A 23,174-nucleotide genomic window follows, 5' to 3' on the forward strand; every position below is an offset into this window, starting at 1 on the left:
ACTCTAGTATTGACAGTGCTAACAAAGATGATAAAATAATAAATGTAGGGGGATTTACTTTATCCCAATTTTATTTAATAAAGATAAATTTAAGGAGGAGATAAATATGGAGAATAAAAAAGGAAACATATCAATACATACAGAAAACATATTTCCTATAATAAAAAAGTGGCTATATTCTGATAAGGATATATTTGTAAGAGAACTTATAAGTAATGGTTGTGATGCAATAAATAAATACAAAAAATTAGTATCACTAGGAGAAATAGAAAATAAACAAGATCAAGATTATAAAATTAATGTAACAATAGACAAAGATAATTCAACTCTTATATTTGAAGACAATGGAATCGGGATGACTGAAGAAGAGGTTGAAAAATATATAAATCAAGTTGCATTTTCAGGAGCTGAAGACTTTGTAAATAAATATAAAGATAAAATGAGCGAAGAAAATGATATTATTGGACACTTTGGATTAGGTTTTTATTCAGCATTTATGGTATCTAGAAAAGTTCAAATAGATACTTTATCATATAAAGAAGGTGCTCAAGCTGTAAAATGGGTAAGTGAAGGTCAAACAGAATATGAACTTTCAGCAAGTGAAGATAGAAAATCAAGAGGTACTACTATAACTTTATTTTTAGCGGATGATAGCAAAGAGTTTTTAGAAGAGTACACAGTAAGAAGCATAATAGATAAATATTGTTCATTCTTACCTGTAAATATTTATTTAGATGTTAGGGATAGCTCTAAAGAGAAAGATGAAAATAGTGAAAATGAAATAAAACCATTAAATGATACTTATCCTTTATGGTTAAAATCTCCAAAAGATTGCACAGATGATGAATATAAAGAGTTTTACAGAAAAGTATTTAACACATTTGATGAGCCATTATTCTGGATACATCTAAACGTAGACTATCCATTTAATTTAAAAGGAATACTATATTTCCCTAAATTAAAAAATGAATTTGAACTTATAGAAGGTAAAGTTAAATTATATAATAACCAAGTTTTCGTTGCAGATAACATAAAAGAAGTTATACCAGAGTTCTTATTATTACTAAAAGGAGTAATAGATTGTCCAGATTTACCATTAAATGTATCTAGAAGTTTCTTACAAAATGATAAAGATGTAAGTAAAATATCTAAGCATATAATTAAAAAAGTTGCAGATAAACTAAAATCACTTTATAAAAATGAAAGAGACAACTTTGAAAAATTCTGGGATGATATACAAGTATTTATTAAGTTTGGATGCTTAAAAGACGAAGGATTCTATGATAAGATAAAAGATATCTTATTATTTAAAGATATAAATTCAAATTATATTACACTTAATGATTACTTAGAAAAATGTAAGGAAAAACATGAAAATAAAGTATTCTATGTAAGTGATGAAGAACAGCAATCACAATACATTAAGCTATTTAAAGATTATGATTTAGATGCAGTTATACTAGACTCTAGCATAGATAATCATTTTATATCTTTTATAGAATTTAAAAATCAAGGAGTTACATTTAATAGAATAGATGCAGATTTATCAGATGTATTAAAAGACAAAAATGAAGATGAAAACAAAGAAAATAAAACAGAAATAGAAAATTTATTCAAAGAATATGTTAAAGATAAAGTAAAAGATTATTCAGTAGAAAGCTTAAAGAGTGAGGATACTACAGCTATAATATTAGTATCTGAACAATCTAGAAGAATGGCTGAAATGAAATCACAATTTGCAGGAATGGATCTTGGAATGAACTTTGAAGAAGAAAAAACTTTAGTTATAAATGACAATAGTCCTATAATTAAAAAGTTAGTATCTTTAAAAGACGATGAAAGTAAAAAAGATCAAATAGAGTTAATATGTAATCAAATTGTAGATGTTGCATTACTTGCAAATAAAGAATTAGACGCTAAGGAATTAGATGAGTTTATAAGTAGAAATAATAAACTTATGAATATGTTAATAGGTTTATAGAATAAAGGAGTACTGATATGTTTTGCTACACAAGCTGAAAAGAAGCTTGAAATGTAGCTAAAACATATCAGTACTCCTTATTTATGTTACAATTTTTTATTTATGAAATAAGATTCAATAAGCAGTAGTGCTATTGAAGCTATGGTTGAGATTATAAAGTTTATAAAGCTGGTAGAACAAATTAATATTCCAACTACCATAAAGGTAAATCCATTTATATATCCATTTGTTTTGATTTTAATATTAAAAGTAGGCAAACCATCATATTTTTCAAGTGCAGATAATAAAAGGCCATAACCTATAAAGCATATACCTATAACCAATCTTAGACCTACTAATTTGGTAAACATATTTAACACATCCTCATTATAGATAATTTAAATGGTAGCTAATTTATTATATGCGGGGGTAAAAATAAATTGAATATTAACAGTAATAATTGGTGTGAAAATTTGGAAGGTTCCGAAAATAGATTGATATATATATACAAAAATGGTATATTTGAAATGTAAAAACAAAATGTTTGTAAAATAACAGAAAAGTATGGGGGACATGATTATGAAAAAATTATTATCAGTATGTTTTATGCTTATATTATCAGTTATAACATTAATTGGATATCTAAACCAAAAAAGAAAGAATAAAACTGTTTAAGCTCCGTAGGTACAATATGGTATTTCTATAGTGTATTACGTTGAATATTAAAATGAAATTAGTATAAAAGGGTTCATTATTATATTAAAATACAAGCTAAAAGCTTTGTCGTATTTTGAGTATAATAATGAACCCTTATTAGTTATAATTTATCATATTGATTTTACATATTTTTATTATTTTTTTCTTGTTTTTTTATTTTATTTTCAACTACTTTACCTACTGAAAATTTTACTATAGAGTATAAAGCAATAGCAATAATAGCACAAAGTATACCTTGTTTTGGATTAGTCCATAATAATAGTACCCCTACAGATAAGCATATAAAACCATTTATAGATCCATTTATCTGGTCTTTAGAATAAAAGAAAGGAAGTCCTCTGTACTTCTCTATTCCGGAAACTATAAGCCCATAAGCTATAAATAATAATCCTAGAATAGCTCTTATTCCAATTTCAGTACCAATCATTAAAAAACCCCCTAAAAAATCATATTTACTATAATCGTAATCATTTTACAATAAAAAAGTCAAGTAACAAAATTTTATACTAATTTTTGGGTATTGTTTGATAATATAAATTTAGGGTAATATTAATATAGTTTAAACACGGGAAACTTGAGGAGAGAAAAGATTTTGAGAAACAATATGAAAAAAATATTTATATATGTATTAGTTATAACGTTTATATCTTTGGGAGTGATAGCTATAGATGGTATATATGATAATATATACACCATAAAATTGATAAACACTGAAAATGAAAAAATGGTAGGGGATTTATCTGAAAAAGATATAAATGAATATGAAGGTAAAATAAAAAATGAGTTGAGAAATGAGCTTAATCAAAAGCTTATGAAAAATAAAAAAAATATAAAAAATAGTTATTATGCTCTGGGGAAAATAGAGTCATTGAAAAAAAATTATAAACAATCAAACTACTACCTAATAAAATCTATTGGATATATGGAAAATAAAAATAGTGAGGTAGATTTTAAAATATATAGAAACTTATCATTTAATGCTATTCGTACAAATGATATTAAGCAATTTAAAAAATACTTTAAAGAAGCTAAAAAAATTGCAACTAAATCAAATTTAACTGATGAACTATCAAATTTTTACTACTCACTAGCAAGGATGAATTTAAGATACAAAGGAAACATGTGCGATAGTATTGATTTAATGAAAAAAGCTATAAAATTAGAAAGTACAGATAAAACAAAAATGGCAGAATATAATTTTTTGGCATCTTTATATAGGTCTAACGGTCAATTTAGCTTATCTTTAACTTATGTTATGGAGGGTTGGAAAATTGCATATGAGAATAAAGACTATGAAAATATGTGTAAAGCAATTATAAATTTAGGTGAAAATTATTATGTTCAAGAAAATTATAAAAAAGCCGCATATGTATACGAGTCAATTCTTAAGGATGATAAGTTTAAAATGAATGATAAAAACTTGTCAGTGATAGGGTATTTAATGGAATCATATTTTAAGTTAAATGAAAATGAAAAGGCAGAAAAATTAAGAGCTAAGTATGAAGAGATTACAAATAAATTAGAACCTACCGAAAAAAATAAAGAGTTAATATGGCTGTATATGGTTTATTCAAATGTTAAATTAGATCAAGATAATTTAAAAGTATCTAAGGAATACTTAAATAAAGCTAAGAAATTGTATAATGAAAATTCTTTAAATGCGTATCCTAATTCAGACTTATATTTAAAAAAATTAGAGATTGGAAATGATTATAAAGGTGATTCAAATATCACATATTCACAAACCCTAGAAAGTTATAATGAATTATTAAATGAAATTAAAAAAAGAGGCATAAAATCAGATATATACATAACTGTATTAAAAGATATAATCAGTTTAACAGAAGAACACAATGATTATAAAAATATTATAAAGTATAATAAAATTTTAGATGAATACGAAAATAAATCTGAAAATGCAGAATCTACAGATACAATATTTTTTGATTTACAAGCTAAAATATATAAAGAAAGCCAAAAAGCTCAAAATCTTAAATTATTATTTTCTATAATTTTATTAGCATTAATTTCTATACTCGCACTTATAGTAGCTATAAAAAATAGCAAGATAAATAGGCTAAATAAAGATTTAGAAGAAATATCTATAAAAGATCCTTTAACAGATGTATATAATAAAAGACACTTTTACAATGTGCTAGAGAAACTTTCAGAGGAGCAAAAATATATTACATTTATAATGATAGATATAGATTATTTCAAAGCTTTTAACGATAATTATGGACATTTAAAAGGTGATGAAGTGTTAATAAAGGTATCTAAAATACTTGAAAGCACATTTAGCGAAGATTATGTATTTAGATATGGAGGCGAAGAGTTTGCTATTGTTTCAGAAGGGAATCTAAAAGAAACTTTACTATCAATAAGTATTTTAAGAGATAAGTTGTATAAAGCAAATATAAAACATGATTTTTCTGAAGCAAGTGATAGAGTTACTCTTAGTATTGGAATTAAATGTGGGAAAATAGCATCTAAAGAAGATGTAGAACAAATTATAACAGATGCGGATGAAAGATTATATAAATCCAAAACAAATGGAAGAAATAGATATACTTGCTTTTAAAATATCTTATTTCCGAGGAAATTTCGATATTGAAATTGTTGTAAATTGAAAAATATTAAATTTAAATTGGGATTTCTAAGTACTATTATAAATAAAAAAGTATAAGTTAAAATAGGTCAGTCAACTTTTGTTGCCTGACTTTTTTATGAAAAATTTAACAATTAAATTCTAATATATTTGAAAATTGTAAACAAAAAGAAAATTTATAATTAATTTATAATTTAAGGGATTGTACAAACTTGTCGAATATGATAATATTTAGTCAACAAGATAACTACGAGGGGTTTTGTATAGAGGGCATTAAGGCATGACATCAGACATTATAATTTGATTAAAAATGAAAACGTTAACCTTAAATAAAGGGGCCAGGAAAACAATAACATGCGTAATTATCTTAAGTTATCACCAATGAACATGAAATTATATTATACTTAAGAAAGGACGAGTGAAATTATGAGTACAACAGCAGTGAAGAAAAAAAATAAATTTCCAATGGGATTTTATATTTGTGCAACTACGTTCTCATTTGAGAGAGCAGCGTACTATGCTTCAAAATACCTAATCTATATCTTCTTAATTACAGCAGTAGTTAACGGTGGTTTAGGTATAGAAAAAGGGCAAGCAGCTATGATGCAAGCAAACCTTGTAGCATTTACTTATCTTTCACCTATAATCGGTGGATATATATCTGATAGATGGATAGGTGCTAGATATACAATACCTTTAGGTATGTTTATTATGGGGGCAGGTTATTATATAGGATCAATAGCTACATCATCATCTATGGTAGGTTTAATGGTTATTTTGGTAGCAATTGGGACAGCGTTTTTCAAAGGAAATGTTTCAGCTGTAAATGGACAATTGTTTAAGAATCAAGAAGAGCTAGATTCAGCTTTCTCTGTTCAATATTCATTTGTTAATATAGGTTCTTTTGTAGGAACTACAGCAGTTGGAGTTTTATATGCTCAAACATTTGCTAAAAATGGAGTATTAGGATTTTCTCAATGTTTCTTCCTTGCAGCAATTTTATGTGTTGTAGGTGGATTATGGTTCATCTTTGGATGGAGATTCTTAGGAGATGCAGGAAAGAGACCTTTCAAAGAAGGTGTTGTTGCTGAGAAAACTGAGGCTAAGGATAATACACCTTTAACTCGTACAGATAAAAAGAGAATATGGGCTATAGTTTTAGTTTCTGCTTTCTCTGTATTATTCTGGCTATTCTGGTATTTAACTTATCTTGCGGTTTATGATTATGGTGCAGCATTCGTTGATATGAATGTTGGAGGATTTGAAGTACCTTTAGCTTGGTTTGACTCATTAAATGCATTAACTTGTATAGTATTAGGTCCAATATTTGCAGCTTTATGGTTAAAGCTTTCAAAGAGACCTCAAGGGGATATAAGTTTATTTAAGAAAACTGGATTAGGATTTATATTCTTAGGATTATCATTCTTTATGCTAGTTGGAGCAGAGTTTGCAAGAGGAATAGGTGCTCCTGATACAGCTAAGGCTAGTATACTTTGGATAGTTGCATTTGGAGTTTTATTAAGTATGGGAGAGATGTTCTTCTCACCACTTGGAAACTCATTTGTAAGTAAGTATGCTCCTAAGAGAGTATTAGCAGTTTTAATGGGAGTTTGGACTTTCGCAACTTTCGTTGCTGGAAAGAGTTACGGATATTTATATGACTTTACTTTAAAATTCGATATGATAACTGTATACACTGTTATACCTGTTATATTATTCGTTGCAGCTGCATTACTATTTATATTTGATAAGAAGTTAAATAGTCTTGTTGAAGATGAAGAAACTAATGGAAAAGAAAAGTCTATAGCATAGATAATAAAGTAGAGGGAGTACTATTATGTTTTGCTACACAAGCTGGAAAGATGCTTGAAATGTAGCTAAAACACAATAGTACTCCCTCTTTGTGTTGGGGGCGAGGGATAGTTATTATATTTTGCCACACAAGCTGGAAAGAAGCTTGAAATGTGGCTAAAATACAATAACCATCCCTCTTTATATTAGGGGAAAGAGCAAGTAAAGTTTTGGCACACAAGCTAAAAAGATGCTTGAAATATGCCTAAAATATATTATCTATCCATCTTATTTTGAAAGGTGATTGTATAAGGTTGGTATTTGAAATAAAATAGATATAGATTAGTAAATATACAGGTATTGGAGTTATGCATATGGGAGATTATATAAACTTTATTGAAAATGCGTGGAAGAGATTTATTAATACAGGGGAAGTTGATTTAAGTGTTAGAAAAGATATAAGAGATTCTTGGATAAGATGTAAGTCTTATGGTGTTGATTATAATAATGGTTGTGGAAGTGTAAAGCATCATAATATTAAAATTTTAATAGAAAAAAATAGTGAGCTTATTTCTGTATCAAAGCCTATTATGGAAGGTATATATAGTATGGTTTCAGGTTCAGGATTTGCAATTATGTTAGCTGATAAGGATGGATATATTATCGAAGTTATTGGAGATAAAGATATAATGGATAGGGCTAACGAGTTAAACTTTTTAAAAGGAGAGCTATGGACTGAAAATATAGTTGGGACAAATGCAATAGGAACCGCTATATATCTTAATAAACCGATACAAACAATAGGAGCAGAGCATTATGGTAAAAATCAACATTCTTGGACTTGTTCAGCATCTCCAATTTATGATGAGGATAACAACTTAATAGGTTGTATAAATATGTCTGGAAATTATTATGATGCACATTCACATACTCTAGGAATTGTAACAGCTGCAGCTAAGTCAATTCAAAATCAACTAGCTTTAACTCTTTCATATAAATTACTAAATATTACTTTTGACTCTATATCAGAAGGTATGATTGTTGTTAATCAAGATTTAAGCATAAAAAAAGTAAATGGAAGAGCTTTAAAAATATTAAATACATCATTAGATAATTTAATAAAGGTAAATGTTGAAAATATATTAAAAGATATAGATTTTTATGAGATTTTAAATGAAGATAAAAGAGTAACTAATATAGAGTGCGATTTTTATATTAATTCTAATAGAATAAAGTGTGTAGTAAATATAACTATATTAAACACACATGGCAACAATACTGGTTTTGTAATAACTTTTAATGAAGCAAAGAAAGTTCATAAATTAGTAAATAAAGTAGTGGGATACAAAGCCCAATATAAGTTTGAAGATATAATAACTGAAAATGAAAAAATGAAAGCTATGATTTCTTTTGCAAAGAAGATATCAAAAACAGATTGTAATATCTTGATAGAAGGGGAAAGTGGAACAGGAAAAGAATTAGTTGCTCAATCAATACATAATTTTAGTGAAAGAAAAAATGGACCTTTTGTTGCTATAAACTGTGCATCTATACCTAGAGAGTTAGTTGAAAGTGAACTATTTGGATACGAAAAAGGAGCATTTACTGGAGCATCAAAGGAAGGTCATCCAGGAAAGTTTGAATTAGCTGATGGAGGGACTATATTTTTAGATGAAATAGGGGAATTACCACTAGATACGCAAAGTAAACTACTTAGAGTTTTAGATAATAGAAAAGTGATTAGAGTTGGTGGTACATATGAAAAGCAACTTGATGTAAGAATTATTGGGGCAACAAATAGGATACTAAAAAATGAAATAGCTATAAAGAACTTTAGAGAAGATTTATATTATAGGTTAAGTGTAATGAATATAAACACTATTCCTTTAAGAGAAAGAATAGATGATATAGATGTGTTAGTTAATCACTTTGTAGAAAAATTAAATCATAAGAACAAAAGTAATAATGTAGAGGTTAGTTATTCATATATACAGGAATTAAAAAAATATAATTGGCCAGGAAATATAAGAGAGCTTAGAAATATAATAGAAAGAGATTATTATCTAAGTGAAAATAACTTAATAAATATAAGTAGATTAGATAATATAAACATGTTTAAAAATGAAGAAAACAAAGAAAAAGAAATAATACCTTTAGATTGGTTAGAGAAAAAAGCCATACAAGAAGCTATGAAAAAGTGCAATGGAAACATGGTCATGGTATCTAAATTATTAAATATAGGAAGGTCTACATTATATAGAAAAATTAATAAATATAATATAATGTATCAAAATGAAACAGAAAATATATAGTGTTTCAAAATGGTATAGCAAATGTATTGAAATGATACACTTGCTATTTTTATTTTAAGTAAATTTGTAAAATATAAATTTATACAAATATAAGAAAATAACCTAATTCCTTGGAAATACTAGGTTTCAACAGAAGTATATTAAATAAAATATATAACTTATATTTTGGCATAGGTGTTGCTATATAAAATGTGAATAAATTAACACTTTATATAATGAAACTTAGGGAGGATTTGGGAATGAAAGCAGCACTATGGTATGGAAAAAGAGATGTTAGGGTAGAAGATATTGAAGAGCCAAAAGCTACGAAAAATAATGTGAAAATTAAAGTTAAATGGTGTGGAATATGTGGGTCAGACTTACATGAATACTTAGGAGGACCTATATTTATTCCAGTAGGGCAACCTCATCCTGTAAGTAAAGGAGTTGCACCTGTAGTTTTAGGACATGAGTTTTCAGGGGAAGTTGTAGAAATAGGTGAAGATGTAAGTAAATTTAAAATTGGAGATAGAGTCATTGTTGAGCCTATTGTAGCATGTGGTAAATGTGAAGCTTGTTTAGAAGGTAAGTATAATTTATGTTCATCTTTAGGCTTCCATGGACTTTGTGGAAGTGGAGGAGGACTTGCTGAGTATACAGTTTTTCCAGAAGAATTTATTCATAAAATACCAGATGGAATGGATTATGAACAAGCAGCATTAGTTGAACCTATGGCTGTTGCACTACATTCAATTAGAATATCTAATTTTAAAATAGGGGATAGTGTATTAGTATTAGGGTCAGGACCAATAGGTTTGGCAACTATAGAATGTTTAAAAGCAGCAGGAGCTAAGTTAGTAGTTGTTCTTCAAAGAAAGTCTATTAGACAAGAGTATGCTAAAAGAGCTGGAGCAGATTTTGTTTTAGATCCTAATGAAGTTGATATAGCAGAAGAAGTGAAAAAGCTTACTGATGGATTGGGTGTAGATGCTGTGTTTGAAACTACTGGAGCACAAATAGGATTTGATATAGGTATTAAGAGTTTGAAGTTTGAAGGTACTATGGTTATAACTAGTATTTGGGAAAAACCTATAAACTTTAATCCTAATGATTTGGTGTTTACTGAAAAGAAAATTGTAGGAACACTAGCTTATAGACATGAGTTTCCTGCAACTATGGCTCAAATGAATGATGGAAGAATTAAAGCTGAAGGTTATATAACTAAGAAGATTCATTTAGATGATATTGTTGAAGAAGGGTTTGGTACGTTAACTGGGCCTGAAAAGAAAAAACATGTTAAGATTTTAGTTACTCCGGATAAAGAATTGCTATAAAGTTGAAGGGGAGAAGGAGCCTTATATGCTTTGCTACACAAGCTAGAAAAAAGCTTGAAATGTAGCTGCAGCATATAAGGCTCCTTCTTTATGTAAGGGCAAGGAACCTTTGCCACACAAGGTGGAAAAAAGCTTGAAATGTAGCTAAAATATACTGTTTATCTCTCTTGTTTTAGTTAGTGAAATTTGACAAGAGACTAATTTAAGTGTTACTATTATATTACGACAAGAAACAACTTTATATTAAAAATAAGTTGTATGTTGAAAAGATGGGAGGGGTAGTATGCTCAAATTTGAGAATATAGTAAAAAAGTTTAATGGTAATTATGTTTTATCAGATGTTTCTTTCGAAATAGAAAAAGGAAATCTTGTAGCTATCATTGGGGCGAGTGGATGTGGAAAAACAACATTACTAAAAATGATTAATAGATTAATAAAACCAAGTCACGGAAAAATTTATATAGATGAAAAAGATATTTCAAAGATAGATCCTATTAAACTTAGAAGAAATATAGGATATGTCATTCAGCAAACGGGATTATTTCCTCATATGACTGTCAGAGAAAATATTGAAATCATATCTAAAATTGAAAAAGTAGATAATGCAAAGATTGAAGAGAGTACGTATAGATTAATGAACATGGTAGGACTTGATCCTGAAAAATACCTAGATAGGTATCCTTCTGAACTAAGTGGAGGACAGCAACAAAGGGTAGGTGTAGCAAGAGCATTTGCAACAGATCCAGAGATAATATTAATGGATGAGCCTTTCTCAGCATTAGATCCAATTACAAGAGTAGATTTACAAGATGAGCTTGTAGAATTACAGTCGAAATTTAAAAAAACTATTATATTTGTTACGCATGACATGGATGAGGCAATAAGAATTGCAGATATGATATGTATAATGAAAGATGGAAAAGTAGTACAGTATGACACGCCTGAAAATATTTTAAAAAATCCAATAAACAACTTTGTATCAAATTTCATAGGTAAAAATCGTATATGGTCATCTCCTGAATTTATAAAAATTTCAGATATCATGATTGAAAATCCAATTATGTGTGGTTCAGAACTACAAATATTAAAGTGTATTGAGAAAATGAGAAGAAATAAAGTCGATAGTCTTATAGTTAATGATGCTACAACTAAAGAGTTTATAGGAGTTGTAAAAGCTAAATTTATAAGAAATATAGAAAATAAGTCTCAAAGAATTGGAGATATTGTAAAGAATGAAACTCCAACACTTACACCAAATGACACTATTTTAGATGCATTAAATATTACAAACAAACATAAAATTTCAGCTATTCCAGTTATCAATGAAAATAAAATTGTTGAGGGATTAGTTACAAAAAGTAGTTTAGTTACTACATTGAGTCAGCAGTATTTAGAAGTAGAGGAGGAATAGAATGAATTTATTAAACTACTTTATTCAAAATAAAGAACAAATAATAACATTATTAATTGAACACATAAACTTAACTGTAATATCTGTATGTATTGCTATTTTAATTGCAATGCCATTGGGGATTTTAATAAGTTATAAAAAGAAATTGAGTAAGCCAATTTTAAGTGTAGCAAATGTAGTTCAGGCAATTCCTAGTATGGCATTACTTGGATTTTTAATTCCTTTTTTAGGAATAGGTAAAATACCGGCAATAGTAACGGTTATAATGTACTCTTTATTGCCTATAATTAAAAACACATATACAGGGTTAGAAAGTATAAATCCAAATACTTTAGAAGCAGCTAAAGGAATTGGATTAACAAAATTTCAAATACTAGTGAAAGTTCAAATTCCTCTAGCATTGCCTGTCATTATGGCAGGGGTTAGGATATCAGCTGTAACAGCGGTAGGACTTATGACGATGGCTGCATTTATTGGAGCTGGAGGATTAGGATACCTTGTATTTTCAGGAATAAGAACTGTTAACAATAGTCAAATATTAGCGGGTGCAATTCCAGCATGTTTACTTGCTTTAGCTGTAGATTTTATTGTTGCAACTATAGAGAAATTAGTTACACCTAAAAATATGCAAAAAAATACAAACACTAAAAGTAAAAAGCACACAAAAACTATTATAGGAATAAGTGCTGCTGTTGTAATAATAGCTTTAATTGCATCATCAATAACAGGTGGGGTAAAAAAAGATAAGTCTATAACGATTGGTGGAAAAGATTTTACAGAACAATCAATTTTAACAAATTTAGCAGCATATATGATAGAAGAAAATACTGATATATCAGTTAAAAAGAAAACTGACCTTGGAGGTACACAAGTTATTTTTTCAGCTTTAAACACAGGTGAGATTGATATGTATTTAGAATATATGGGGACTGCATATTCTGATATACTTAAATATCCTCCTATGAATGATATGGATAAGGTTTATAACACTGTCAAAAGTGACTTGAAAGAAAAAAATGATTTACAAGTATTAAGTCCAATGAAATTTAATAATACTTATACATTAGCTGTAACTAAAGAAACAGCAAAAAAATATAACTTAGAGACAATAAGTGATTTTGCTAAGGTTTCAAAGGACTTTAAGTCAGGAACTACATTTGAATTTTTAAATAGAGCTGATGGGCTTTTAGGATTAAAAAAGGCGTACAACTTTGATTTAAAAGATGAAGTTGCATTAGATAGTTCTCCTAGATATGTTGCTTTAAAAAATGGAGATGTAGATGTAATAGATGCGTTTACTACAGATGGTTTAATCAAAAAATTTGATTTGAAACTACTTAAGGATGATAAACAATTTTTCCCTCCATATTATGTAACGCCTATAGTTAAAAGTGATGTTTTAGAGAAGTATCCTGAAATTGAACCTGTTTTAAATGATTTAGGTGCGGTTTTAACAGAGGAAATTATGATGGAGCTTAATTATAAGGTAGATGAGCTACATATGGACCCAGATACTGTAGCAAAAGAGTTTTTAATAGAACAAAAGTTAATTAAAGAGTAGGGGCAAGAAGGAGCCATATATGTTTTGCTACACAAGCTGTGAAAAAGCTTGAAATGTAGCTGTAACATATATGGCTCCCTCTTTATTTAGGTAGAGAAGAGCAGTAAAGTAGCTACGTCTGTACAATTAATAAATATAGTATATAAAATCAATTATTACGTATTAATTACTTGAACTTTTGAGGGAATTGTTTAATTATGGCATCAGATAGAAAGAACTATTATAGCTATACCGTTTGCTGCGGTTTTTGTTAAGATACTGTTCTGATTAGACTTTTATATAGTGGGGGAAAGGGATATTATATTTTGCTACACAAGCTAAAAGATGCTTGAAATGTGGCTAAAATATACTGTACATATCTCTTTATTATCTGAAAAATTAAGTATAAAATAGGATAATTAAAACATTTAAAAATTTACATATTTTTAAAAATAATTATTACCAAGTTTTCTTCAATATTAAATTACCCTCAAAACCACCTCTAGCATCTTTCTTCTCATTTCTTCTATTCAAAACATCCTCTTCACTATAACCATACTTAGATCCAATAGCAAATAAAACCTCCATAACATCAACTATCTCATCAAGATTTTTATCTTCTAAAAGTTCACTAACTTCCTCGTTAAGCTTCTTATAAAGATACTCTAGTGCAATCTCATCACTAACAACTTCAATTTCACATTTATTCCCACTAGATTCAATAATTTCAGGTATTCTATCTCTGACTAATTTATCGTAACCTTTCATAATTACCTCCAAATTTAAAATTACAATTTAAATTATAGAAGTTCATATAACCTTTGTCAAAACATGATAAAATATAAAAGTAAAAATATGTAATAATATATATTTATGAAAGGGGAGTATATGAACTTAAATTGTATAACAGGAAATAATGACCATTTATATAAACATATAAAACAAAGCTTTTATAAAGCTAAAAGTATAGATATTATAGTATCTTTTCTTATGGAAAGCGGGGTCAAGCTATTAAGAAAAGACTTAGAAGAAATATCAAATAAAAATATACCAATAAGAATTTTAACAGGGAATTATTTAAATATAACTCAACCATCAGCACTATATCTTATAAAAGATATACTAGGTGATAATGTAGATTTAAGATTTTATAATGACACAAAAAGGAGCTTCCATCCCAAAGCTTATATATTTGAATATGAAGATGGAGGAGAAATATTTATAGGATCTTCAAATTTATCAAAATCAGCACTAACTGAAGGGATAGAATGGAATTACCGTATAGATCAATATAAAAATATAGATGACTATAAATATTTTAAAGGTATGTTTGAAGATTTATTTTACAATGAATCAATTATAGTAAATGATCAAGAGTTAGAGACTTACTCAAAAACATGGAAAAGACCTAAGGTATATTCTAATATAGGTGTAGATGAGTTTAAAAAGGATGTAAAAGAAAAAAATAATGTATTGAGTATATTTGAGCCAAGAGGTGCACAAATAGAAGCTTTGTATGAACTTAGAAAAACTAGAGAAGCTGGAAATGATAAGGGATTAGTAGTAGCAGCTACAGGCATAGGAAAGACATATTTAGCGGCTTTTGATAGTAGAGAGTTTAATAGAGTATTATTTATCGCACATAGAGAAGAAATATTAAAACAAGCTTATGAAACATTCAAGACCATAAGAATAGATAAGCGAATAGATAAAAATATAGTGGTAGTTGATAACAATATAGAAAGTTATGATTATCTACAAAACAAAAAAGAAACACCGTTAAAGGTATCTGAAAATATAGAGATTGAAGATTATAAAAGATGTGAAGAAGAGTTTAATATGGGCTTTTTTATGAACTCTCAGAGAGATACTAATAAAGATATTATTTTCGCATCTGTACAAAGCTTAGGTAAAGAATCGTATTTAAATGAAGATTATTTTGAACGAGACTATTTTGACTATATAGTTGTAGATGAGTTTCACCATGCAGTATCAAATAACTATCAAAATATAATTAATTATTTTGAACCTAAGTTTATGTTAGGTCTTACGGCTACTCCAGAGAGGTTAGATAATAAAGATGTTTTTAGTGTATGTGACTACAACACAGTTTATGAAGCTACTTTAAAAACTGCAATTGATAAAGGTTGGCTAGTTCCTTTTAGATACTATGGAATATATGATGAAAGTGTAAATTATGATGAAGTAGAGTATAAGAATGGAAAATACAGCACAAAGGAATTACAAGAAGCTTTGAGCATAAATAAAAGAGCAGATTTAATATTTAATCATTACAAAAAATATAAATCATCTAGGGCGTTAGGGTTCTGTACAAGTAAATCTCATGCAGAATTTATGGCTAAATATTTTAATGAACAAGGGATACCTTCATGTGCAGTATATAGTGGAAGTGAAGGAGAATATAACGAGGATAGAAATATAGCTTTAAATAAGCTAAGAGATGAAGAATTAAAAGTTATATTTTCAGTTGATATGTTTAATGAAGGGTTAGATGTTAAAAGTATAGACATGGTTATGTTTTTAAGACCTACAGAGTCACCAACTATATTTTTACAACAATTAGGAAGAGGACTTAGAAAAGATAAAAATAAAAAGTATTTAAATGTATTAGATTTTATAGGTAACTATAAAAAGGCTAATTTAGTACCATATCTTCTAATAGGTGAAAATAAAGTAAATGCATCATCAAATAGAAATATGCCTTCGGAGGAAGATTTCCCTGAAGATTGTTTTATAGATTTTGATTTTAGGCTTGTGGATATTTTTGAAAGAATGAGAAAAGAAAATCAAAAGGTAAAAGACAAGATAACTGAAGAGTATTTTAGAATTAAGTCATATGTAGGACATAGACCATCTAGGTTAGATATATTTACTTATGCTGAAGATGAGATATACATAAATATAAAAGGTAAGAATGATATATTTAAAGACTACTTAGTGTATTTACAAGAGATAGGTGAAATAACTGATGCTGAAAAAGTTTTAAAAGACTCATTTGCAGGAGAGTTTTTAAATATGGTAGCAACTACAGGGATGCAAAAGTTTTATAAAATACCTATATTATCAGCTTTCTATAATAATGGAAATGTTAAAGCTAAAGTTAGTGATAGTGATTTAAATGAATCTTTTATTAGTTTTTATAAATCAGGAACTAATAAATATTTTATTATGAAAGATAAAGATATAAAAGATGAAAAAGCTATATACACTGATAAGTTTATAAATAATGCAAAGAAAAATCCTATAGATGCCTTTTTAAAAACTAGTAGTGAATATTTTTATATGGAAGAAGATATGTTTTGTTTAGATAATCGTATGTTAGAGTTTTTAGATAATGATATCTTTATTAAGGAGTTTAAAGATTGTATAGATTATAGATTGAAAAAGTTTTATAAAGATAAATTTGAGAAGTAAAAATCATATAAAGTTTGAGTTTTGATGAAAGTAGAAAGGAGCAAAGTATGAGTTGTATATTTTGTGATATGGAAAATTATGTTTTAGAAAATGATTTGGCTTATGCTATATTTGACAAGTTTCCAGTAAATAAAGGGCATATGTTATTCATTCCTAAAAGACATGTGAAAGACTTCTTTGATATAACTAACGAGGAAAGAGAAGCTATTTTTAAACTTGTAGATGAAGGAAAGAAGTTATTAGATGAAAAGTATTCACCAGATGGATATAATGTAGGGGTTAACTGTGGAGAAGTTTCGGGACAAACTGTGATGCATGTTCATGTACATCTAATTCCAAGGTATTTTGGAGATACTAATTGCCCAAAAGGTGGAGTAAGAGGGGTAATACCTGAAAAAATGAAGTATTAATAAAATTGGCGAAGGATAAATATATAAGTTTTATCGACCTTTAAAGCATCTTTATAGCTTTGGGAGAAAAACTTATATTTTATCCGAAGCACTAAACTGCTTATGCATAATACCCCTATATCGTAAAGCTCGACATAGGGGTATTAATTTTAAAATTTTAGTTATTAACTATATAAACTTGAAAATTAAAAACTTCAATTTCATTAAAATCCAACATTAACTCATAATTACCATTTTTATCAACATCATTCAATAAAATAGAATTGTTTTTAGGAATTTGAGTTTTGTTATATACATATTTTTCAGTAGAATTATCCTTTAACATTATTGTAATAGGGTATTCTGTTTCGGTATTTATCTTTAAAGATTGACCTTTTTTTAAATCAATATTAAATGCTTTTTTAGATCCTGAATCCAAACCACCTTTAGCTTCTTCTTGAAGAAATGATATACTATTTTCCCCTTTATTAGACCGATCTTTTAAGTTAGAATTAACTTCTAAAATTTGAATCTCTTTATTTATAGAAGTAGTTTTAGTTTCAGACTCTGATGAGCTTGACTTTGTATTAGCGCATCCTACATTAAGTAAAAGTAATACTCCAATTAAACTTAGTATTTTAATTAATTTCATGAAAACTCCCCTTTAATAAATTTTATATAATGTCTTTTCAGATTAACAACTAAGGGAACTTATGTCAATAAAGATATAAATTGAATAATTAAAAATTAATTATTCAGTTTATATAGGCACATTTATAGAATATAAGAATTATATTAGTTGAGTATTAGAAAATAACACGATGTCAAAAAATGGAATAAAATGTATTTTAAAAGTTCTTTTAAATTTTATGCAAATGATGTTAAAATGTTTGAGGACAAAAAATATGGAGGTTTTGCATAAATATGAAAAAAAGGTTTGTAGTATTAGCATCAGCACTTATGATTATAGCTCAACCATTTGTAGTAGATGCACATTCAGGAAGAACTGATTCATCTGGGGGTCATAGAGACAACAAAAACAAGTCTGGGTTAGGATCATATCACTATCATTGTGGAGGATACCCAGCGCACTTACACACAAATGGATGTCCTTATACAGGAGGATCAAGTGATAGTTCTTCATCATCTCAAGGAGGAAGCAGCTCAAATTCTCAAAGCAATGGCAGTTCCAAAGCTCAAGTACCAAGTGGACCATCAAGACAAAGTATAATTGAAAAAGGTTCAAATGAAGGTTATAATGATGGGTATAATATGAGGGATAGTAGGGAGTACTCATACTCAGGTAGTTATGAATCGGATTATCAAGAGGCATACAGAGAGGCTTTTTATAAGGGTAAAGAAAAGTTAGAAAAAGAGGAAAGTGAAGCAAAAGAAAAGGGTTATAATGATGGTAAATCAAATAATTACGACAATGTATATGTGCAAGAAACAGTTGTAAAATCATACAAAGAAAACTTTGATAAGGGAAACAAAGAATATAAAGATGAAAAAATAGCTGAATATAAAGAGCTTGGAAAAAATGATTGTGAGAATAATATAAAAGATAGAAACTTTGAATCAGGGGTGGATTCTGAGTTTATAGATGCATATAAAAAGTCATATGAAGATACATATACAAATATAAAAAATGAAGAACATAAAGCTATTGGTTATAAAAACGGAATTATAAATAAGTATAATAATAAAATAGATTCAAAATATAAAGCTAGCTATGATGAAGGATTTAATATAGGGAAAGACGATAGGTCTAAAGTACTAGAGGACAGTTTTAACCAAGGTTATGAAGGTGAAGCATTAAAGTTTGATGAGAAATTTAATCCAATAAAATCAGATATAGAAAAGCAGTACAATGCAGGGGAAAAAGAAAGTAAAAAAGATTTAGCTATGGGACTTGGAGGAACAGCTGTTGTAGGTGTTGCTGGAGTTGTAGCACTTAAGAAGATTAAAAAGAAGAAAAGCAGTTAATAAACATTTGAAATTATAAATTTAAAGCATGTGTATGCTAAAGTTTATAAGTTTAATCGACCTTTAAAGTATCTTTTATATTTGGGAGAAAAACTTATATTATATCCGAATCACTAAACTGCTGAATGCATACCCCCCTATATCGTAAAACTCGACATAGGGGTTATTATTATTAGAAAATCCAATTACTATAAAAATAATTATTTTTTCGACAAGAAAAGGCAATTTTTTTATGAATGATATGATATATTATTTGAGTACTAATATGCAATTATTAATATTTATAGGTAAAAGGAGAAATAAATGAAAGACAGAATCAAAGAATTTTTAAGAAACAACAAAGCGTTAGTTATAGTTGGAGTGGTGTGCTTTATATTAGGGATAGGAGTAGCACCAAAGGGGATAAGTGAAGATGAATACAACAAAGTAAAATCTAACTATGAAACGACTAAAAGTGAATTAGATAATTCTAAAAAAACTATAACTGAGTTACAGGGAAAAGTTAAAGAAGCAGAGCCATTTTTCAAGATGGATAATGCTGAAAAAGAAGCTATGAAAATTGAATCTGAGAAAAAAGAAGCGGAACTTAAAGCAGAGCAAGAAAGAGTAGCAAAAGAAAAGAAACAAGCTGAGTTAGATGCTAGAAGTGTAACATTGGGGAATGGTACATATTTAGTAGGTAAGGATATACCAGAAGGGGTATATGACTTAACAGCAGTTAAAGGTGGAGGAAACGTACAATCTTCAGACTTTAAAGTAAACTTAATAATGGGAGTTAACGGAAGTTCAGACTTCTACCAAAGGGAGCAACAAAATGTAGCATTAAGAGATGGAGCAACTATAAATTTAAAAAGTGTAACTGTTAAATTTGTTCCAGATGATGAGTATGTTATAAAAAAATAATTAAAAGTAATACAAAAAATTATAAATGGGGATTTATAAGCGGAAATTAATAATATAAATTAAAAAAAGGTGTATACCAAAATTATAAAAGGATAAATATATAAGTTTTATCGACATTTAAAGCATTTTTATAGCTTTGGGAGAAAAACTTATATATTTATCCGAAACTTTGGGATACACCTTTTTTACGTTTAAACAAATAATATTAAATAAACTATTGGAATTGTAATTATAAGTCCTAATACATTATAAAATGTAAAATATTTTAAATAAGTAGAGCTATCATCTTTAAACTCATTAGTATAAATCTTATATGAAATAACACTAGCCAAAGAGGCTATAAGAGTACCCATACCTCCAATATTCACACCAAGTAATAGTTCTTTAAAGTTATTTGTAAATCCAGATAAAAGCATAGTAGCTGGAACATTACTTATAACCTGACTAGATAGTATTGAAGTTATAAAAGTAGACTTAGGGCTATTTAAAATACCCATCATAAAACTTCTAATAGAATCCATTGTAGAAATATTTCCTATAAATATGAAAAATCCTATAAATGTAAGAAGTAATGAATAATCAATTTGTGTTAGTAATTTTTTATTTAATATAAGTACAGTTAATATAGTTATAATAAATGCTAGTCTATAGTCTACTATGTGAAAAACAGATAAAAGTATAATAGCAAATAATATAGAAAAGAAAATTACATCTTTTTTATTTTCAATTTTTACATCTTCTAAGTCTAAATCTAACTTTATTTTTTTACTTTTTAATATGATAACACTTAAAAACAGTACAGATAAAATTACCAAAGGAGCAGTTATCTTAAAAAAGTCACTAGGATCTAAATTATAAAAAGAGTATATAAATAGATTTTGAGGATTACCCATAGGAGTAAAACTACTTCCTAGATTTGCAGCAAGTGTTTGTAAAATAACTATTTTTAACACATTAATATCTGACTTTTTAGCAACCACTATACTAAGAGGAACAAAGGTAATAAGTGCTACATCATTTGTGACTACCATTGATGCTAAAAAAGTTATAAACACAAGTGAAAATGATATTGACGTATAAGTACTACATTTTCTTAATAATGATATAGCGATGCTATCTAAGACTTTAAGTTCCTTAAAAGCTGCAACAACTACCATAAGATTAAATAGTAGTATTAAAACTTTAAAATCAATATACGATAATTTTGGACTAGATATAAAAGAAGTTATAATTGCTAAAGAAACTGAAAGTATTAGTACTATTTCTTTTTTTATAAAGTTTTTAAAATTATTTTTATTAGAGTTATGATTATCAATTATTGGAATTGATAGTTCTTGGTTGTTATTATTAAGCATTTAAAATCTCCCTATATGTTTTTCCTACCTTAAAAGATTTTACAATAGAAGCTTATTTTTATCTATAAGTAAAATTAAAAAATATCATAAAAAATTATAATTTAGGACATCATATACTTAATGAAAGATACGTCTAAAAAATGACAATAGTCTGAAAATTGACGTTATAAAAATTAAATCTAAAAAACAAGTAAAATAGCCATTAATAGAATGTTTTTGTTAGATGTATTAAAAAAACACGTCTGTTTATTGACTTTTTGACAAGTTTAGAATAAATTACACAAAATTTTATGAATAAATAGATTCAAGTACAAATATATATAAAATACCAAAGATTTGAAAGATTTCAACGATTTAAAATTTTATTGTTAATAAAAGAACAAGTGGCACAATACTTGCTTTTTTAAAAGGTATTAGGCTTTTACAGGGGGTGAAAGTTAAAATGAGCCGACTCAAGAATGTGATGATTAAGGGGAAAAAACAAGTATATATTAGGGGGTTCAACTATGATTAACGTAATAAGAGTTTTACTAGGCGTATTTACAGCTTTCTTTGGATTTTCATACTTCAAGGATATAGCAAAAGCAAAATCAGAAAACAACTTTGAAGATGTATCAGCAGGTAAAGCAGTAGCAACAGGTTTTGTAACAGACTTTTTTGATACACTGGGAATAGGATCTTTTGCACCAACAGTTGCAATGTTTAATGCTTTAAAGATGAATATATCAGATAGATTAATACCTGGTACATTAAATGTATGTCATACTATACCAGTTGTTTTGGAAGCATTTATATTTACAACTGTTATAAAGGTAGATCCAGTAACTTTAATATGCTTAATAGGAGCAGCTGTAGTAGGTTCATACCTTGGAGCTGGAGTTATAGCTAAGATGGATGAACGTAAGATACAAATTATAATGGGAATTGCATTAGCAATAACTGCACTTTTAATGTTATTAGCTCAATTAGGATTAATGCCTGGAGGCGGAACTGCTACAGGATTAAGTGGAGCAAAATTAGTTATAGGAATAATAGGTAATTTTATATTAGGAGCACTAATGACTGCAGGTGTTGGATTATATTCTCCATGTATGGCTATGGTTTACTTCTTAGGAATGTCACCAGACGTTGCTTTCCCTATAATGATGGGATCTTGTGCAATGTTAATGCCAGTTGCAAGTACTAAGTTTATAAAAGAAGGAGCTTATGCTAAGAAAACTTCATTCTTTATAACAATAGGTGGAGTTGTAGGAGTATTTATAGCTGCATTTATAGTTAAGAGTATGCCAATTGATATACTAAAATGGGTAGTTATAGTAGTTATAACTTACACTTCTATATCAATGTTAAAAAAAGCATTTAAACCTGAAAGAGCAGAATAATTTAATATAATAAAAAAGAAAGTGATTTTTATCGCTTTCTTTTTTTGTATTAAAATTTATAACTAGAAAAAC

Annotated in this window: 17 protein-coding genes; 12 read left to right on the forward strand and 5 right to left on the reverse strand. The window is 27.8% G+C overall.

Features of this window, described 5'->3' with window-relative positions; all coding sequences use genetic code 11:
* Positions 1-106: 106 nt before the first annotated feature.
* Entirely contained in the window at positions 107-1,981 is a 1,875-nt protein-coding gene (gene htpG / locus GFJ41_RS01030; RefSeq protein ID WP_170074382.1) for a molecular chaperone HtpG, read from the forward strand.
* Between the two features lie 86 nt (positions 1,982-2,067).
* Here htpG and GFJ41_RS01035 read toward each other — a convergent pair whose 3' ends face one another.
* Both GFJ41_RS01035 and GFJ41_RS01040 read right to left on the reverse strand, forming a co-directional pair.
* The gene (locus tag GFJ41_RS01035) at positions 2,068-2,331 is read right to left on the reverse strand and encodes a hypothetical protein (RefSeq protein ID WP_035113813.1); all 264 of its coding nucleotides are present in this window, start codon (positions 2,329-2,331) and stop codon (positions 2,068-2,070) included.
* Positions 2,332-2,798: 467 nt separating this feature from the next.
* Positions 2,799-3,104, reverse strand: coding sequence for a hypothetical protein (locus GFJ41_RS01040; RefSeq protein ID WP_035113811.1), 306 nt, complete (start codon positions 3,102-3,104; stop codon positions 2,799-2,801).
* Between the two features lie 165 nt (positions 3,105-3,269).
* On the opposite strand from GFJ41_RS01040, the gene GFJ41_RS01045 reads away from it, so the two are divergent.
* The 6 genes from GFJ41_RS01045 (at position 3,270) to GFJ41_RS01070 (ending at position 13,673) form a co-directional block, all read left to right on the forward strand.
* Positions 3,270-5,258 (forward strand): tetratricopeptide repeat-containing diguanylate cyclase, encoded by a 1,989-nt coding sequence (locus GFJ41_RS01045; protein ID WP_035113809.1) that lies wholly within the window; start codon positions 3,270-3,272, stop codon positions 5,256-5,258.
* A gap of 453 nt (positions 5,259-5,711) precedes the next feature.
* Positions 5,712-7,097 carry a peptide MFS transporter gene (locus GFJ41_RS01050; RefSeq protein WP_081949170.1) on the forward strand — a complete coding sequence of 462 codons (1,386 nt, stop codon included), beginning with the start codon at positions 5,712-5,714 and terminating at the stop codon, positions 7,095-7,097.
* A gap of 353 nt (positions 7,098-7,450) precedes the next feature.
* On the forward strand, positions 7,451-9,388 hold the full coding sequence (locus tag GFJ41_RS01055; protein WP_035113806.1) for a sigma-54-dependent Fis family transcriptional regulator: 1,938 nt from the start codon (positions 7,451-7,453) through the stop codon (positions 9,386-9,388).
* 239 nt (positions 9,389-9,627) lie between these two features.
* Positions 9,628-10,701: a 2,3-butanediol dehydrogenase gene (locus GFJ41_RS01060; protein ID WP_170074383.1), complete on the forward strand. Its 1,074-nt coding sequence runs from the start codon at positions 9,628-9,630 to the stop codon at positions 10,699-10,701.
* Between the two features lie 283 nt (positions 10,702-10,984).
* Positions 10,985-12,112: an ABC transporter ATP-binding protein gene (locus GFJ41_RS01065; protein WP_170074384.1), complete on the forward strand. Its 1,128-nt coding sequence runs from the start codon at positions 10,985-10,987 to the stop codon at positions 12,110-12,112.
* Position 12,113: 1 nt separating this feature from the next.
* Positions 12,114-13,673: an ABC transporter permease/substrate-binding protein gene (locus tag GFJ41_RS01070; protein ID WP_035113796.1), complete on the forward strand. Its 1,560-nt coding sequence runs from the start codon at positions 12,114-12,116 to the stop codon at positions 13,671-13,673.
* A gap of 438 nt (positions 13,674-14,111) precedes the next feature.
* Here GFJ41_RS01070 and GFJ41_RS01075 read toward each other — a convergent pair whose 3' ends face one another.
* Positions 14,112-14,420, reverse strand: a complete 309-nt coding sequence (locus tag GFJ41_RS01075; protein ID WP_035113793.1) for a nucleoside triphosphate pyrophosphohydrolase — start codon at positions 14,418-14,420, stop codon at positions 14,112-14,114.
* 120 nt (positions 14,421-14,540) lie between these two features.
* Here GFJ41_RS01075 and GFJ41_RS01080 point away from each other — a divergent pair, with 120 nt between their 5' ends.
* Positions 14,541-17,087 (forward strand): DEAD/DEAH box helicase family protein, encoded by a 2,547-nt coding sequence (locus GFJ41_RS01080; RefSeq protein ID WP_226890205.1) that lies wholly within the window; start codon positions 14,541-14,543, stop codon positions 17,085-17,087.
* 47 nt (positions 17,088-17,134) lie between these two features.
* Positions 17,135-17,497: an HIT family protein gene (locus GFJ41_RS01085; protein WP_170074385.1), complete on the forward strand. Its 363-nt coding sequence runs from the start codon at positions 17,135-17,137 to the stop codon at positions 17,495-17,497.
* A gap of 157 nt (positions 17,498-17,654) precedes the next feature.
* On the opposite strand, the gene GFJ41_RS01090 is transcribed toward GFJ41_RS01085, so the two are convergent.
* Positions 17,655-18,128 (reverse strand): hypothetical protein, encoded by a 474-nt coding sequence (locus GFJ41_RS01090; protein ID WP_170074386.1) that lies wholly within the window; start codon positions 18,126-18,128, stop codon positions 17,655-17,657.
* A 272-nt stretch (positions 18,129-18,400) separates the two neighbouring features.
* Here GFJ41_RS01090 and GFJ41_RS18635 point away from each other — a divergent pair, with 272 nt between their 5' ends.
* Both GFJ41_RS18635 and GFJ41_RS01100 read left to right on the forward strand, forming a co-directional pair.
* Positions 18,401-19,462, forward strand: coding sequence for a YHYH domain-containing protein (locus GFJ41_RS18635; RefSeq protein ID WP_226890206.1), 1,062 nt, complete (start codon positions 18,401-18,403; stop codon positions 19,460-19,462).
* Positions 19,463-19,765: 303 nt separating this feature from the next.
* The gene (locus GFJ41_RS01100) at positions 19,766-20,365 is read left to right on the forward strand and encodes a hypothetical protein (RefSeq protein WP_035113778.1); all 600 of its coding nucleotides are present in this window, start codon (positions 19,766-19,768) and stop codon (positions 20,363-20,365) included.
* A 191-nt stretch (positions 20,366-20,556) separates the two neighbouring features.
* Here the strand turns inward: GFJ41_RS01100 and GFJ41_RS01105 are convergent, their stop codons facing one another.
* A complete protein-coding gene (locus GFJ41_RS01105; RefSeq protein WP_170074387.1) occupies positions 20,557-21,720 on the reverse strand; it encodes an SLC13 family permease in 1,164 nt (387 codons plus the stop codon).
* 506 nt (positions 21,721-22,226) lie between these two features.
* On the opposite strand from GFJ41_RS01105, the gene GFJ41_RS01110 reads away from it, so the two are divergent.
* The gene (locus GFJ41_RS01110) at positions 22,227-23,102 is read left to right on the forward strand and encodes a sulfite exporter TauE/SafE family protein (RefSeq protein ID WP_035113775.1); all 876 of its coding nucleotides are present in this window, start codon (positions 22,227-22,229) and stop codon (positions 23,100-23,102) included.
* Positions 23,103-23,174 lie beyond the last annotated feature (72 nt).

Source organism: Paraclostridium dentum (assembly GCF_012922555.1).
GTDB lineage: Bacteria > Bacillota > Clostridia > Peptostreptococcales > Peptostreptococcaceae > Paraclostridium > Paraclostridium dentum.

Excerpts from the sequence above, each read along its gene's own strand:
- htpG (WP_170074382.1), top strand. The coding sequence starts at position 107 with ATGGAGAATAAAAAAGGAAACATATCAATACATACAGAAAACATATTT.
- GFJ41_RS01035 (WP_035113813.1), bottom strand. The coding sequence starts at position 2,331 with ATGTTTACCAAATTAGTAGGTCTAAGATTGGTTATAGGTATATGCTTT.
- GFJ41_RS01040 (WP_035113811.1), bottom strand. The coding sequence starts at position 3,104 with ATGATTGGTACTGAAATTGGAATAAGAGCTATTCTAGGATTATTATTT.
- GFJ41_RS01050 (WP_081949170.1), top strand. The coding sequence starts at position 5,712 with ATGAGTACAACAGCAGTGAAGAAAAAAAATAAATTTCCAATGGGATTT.
- GFJ41_RS01055 (WP_035113806.1), top strand. The coding sequence starts at position 7,451 with ATGGGAGATTATATAAACTTTATTGAAAATGCGTGGAAGAGATTTATT.
- GFJ41_RS01060 (WP_170074383.1), top strand. The coding sequence starts at position 9,628 with ATGAAAGCAGCACTATGGTATGGAAAAAGAGATGTTAGGGTAGAAGAT.
- GFJ41_RS01065 (WP_170074384.1), top strand. The coding sequence starts at position 10,985 with ATGCTCAAATTTGAGAATATAGTAAAAAAGTTTAATGGTAATTATGTT.
- GFJ41_RS01070 (WP_035113796.1), top strand. The coding sequence starts at position 12,114 with ATGAATTTATTAAACTACTTTATTCAAAATAAAGAACAAATAATAACA.
- GFJ41_RS01075 (WP_035113793.1), bottom strand. The coding sequence starts at position 14,420 with ATGAAAGGTTACGATAAATTAGTCAGAGATAGAATACCTGAAATTATT.
- GFJ41_RS01080 (WP_226890205.1), top strand. The coding sequence starts at position 14,541 with ATGAACTTAAATTGTATAACAGGAAATAATGACCATTTATATAAACAT.
- GFJ41_RS01085 (WP_170074385.1), top strand. The coding sequence starts at position 17,135 with ATGAGTTGTATATTTTGTGATATGGAAAATTATGTTTTAGAAAATGAT.
- GFJ41_RS01090 (WP_170074386.1), bottom strand. The coding sequence starts at position 18,128 with ATGAAATTAATTAAAATACTAAGTTTAATTGGAGTATTACTTTTACTT.
- GFJ41_RS18635 (WP_226890206.1), top strand. The coding sequence starts at position 18,401 with ATGAAAAAAAGGTTTGTAGTATTAGCATCAGCACTTATGATTATAGCT.
- GFJ41_RS01100 (WP_035113778.1), top strand. The coding sequence starts at position 19,766 with ATGAAAGACAGAATCAAAGAATTTTTAAGAAACAACAAAGCGTTAGTT.
- GFJ41_RS01105 (WP_170074387.1), bottom strand. The coding sequence starts at position 21,720 with ATGCTTAATAATAACAACCAAGAACTATCAATTCCAATAATTGATAAT.
- GFJ41_RS01110 (WP_035113775.1), top strand. The coding sequence starts at position 22,227 with ATGATTAACGTAATAAGAGTTTTACTAGGCGTATTTACAGCTTTCTTT.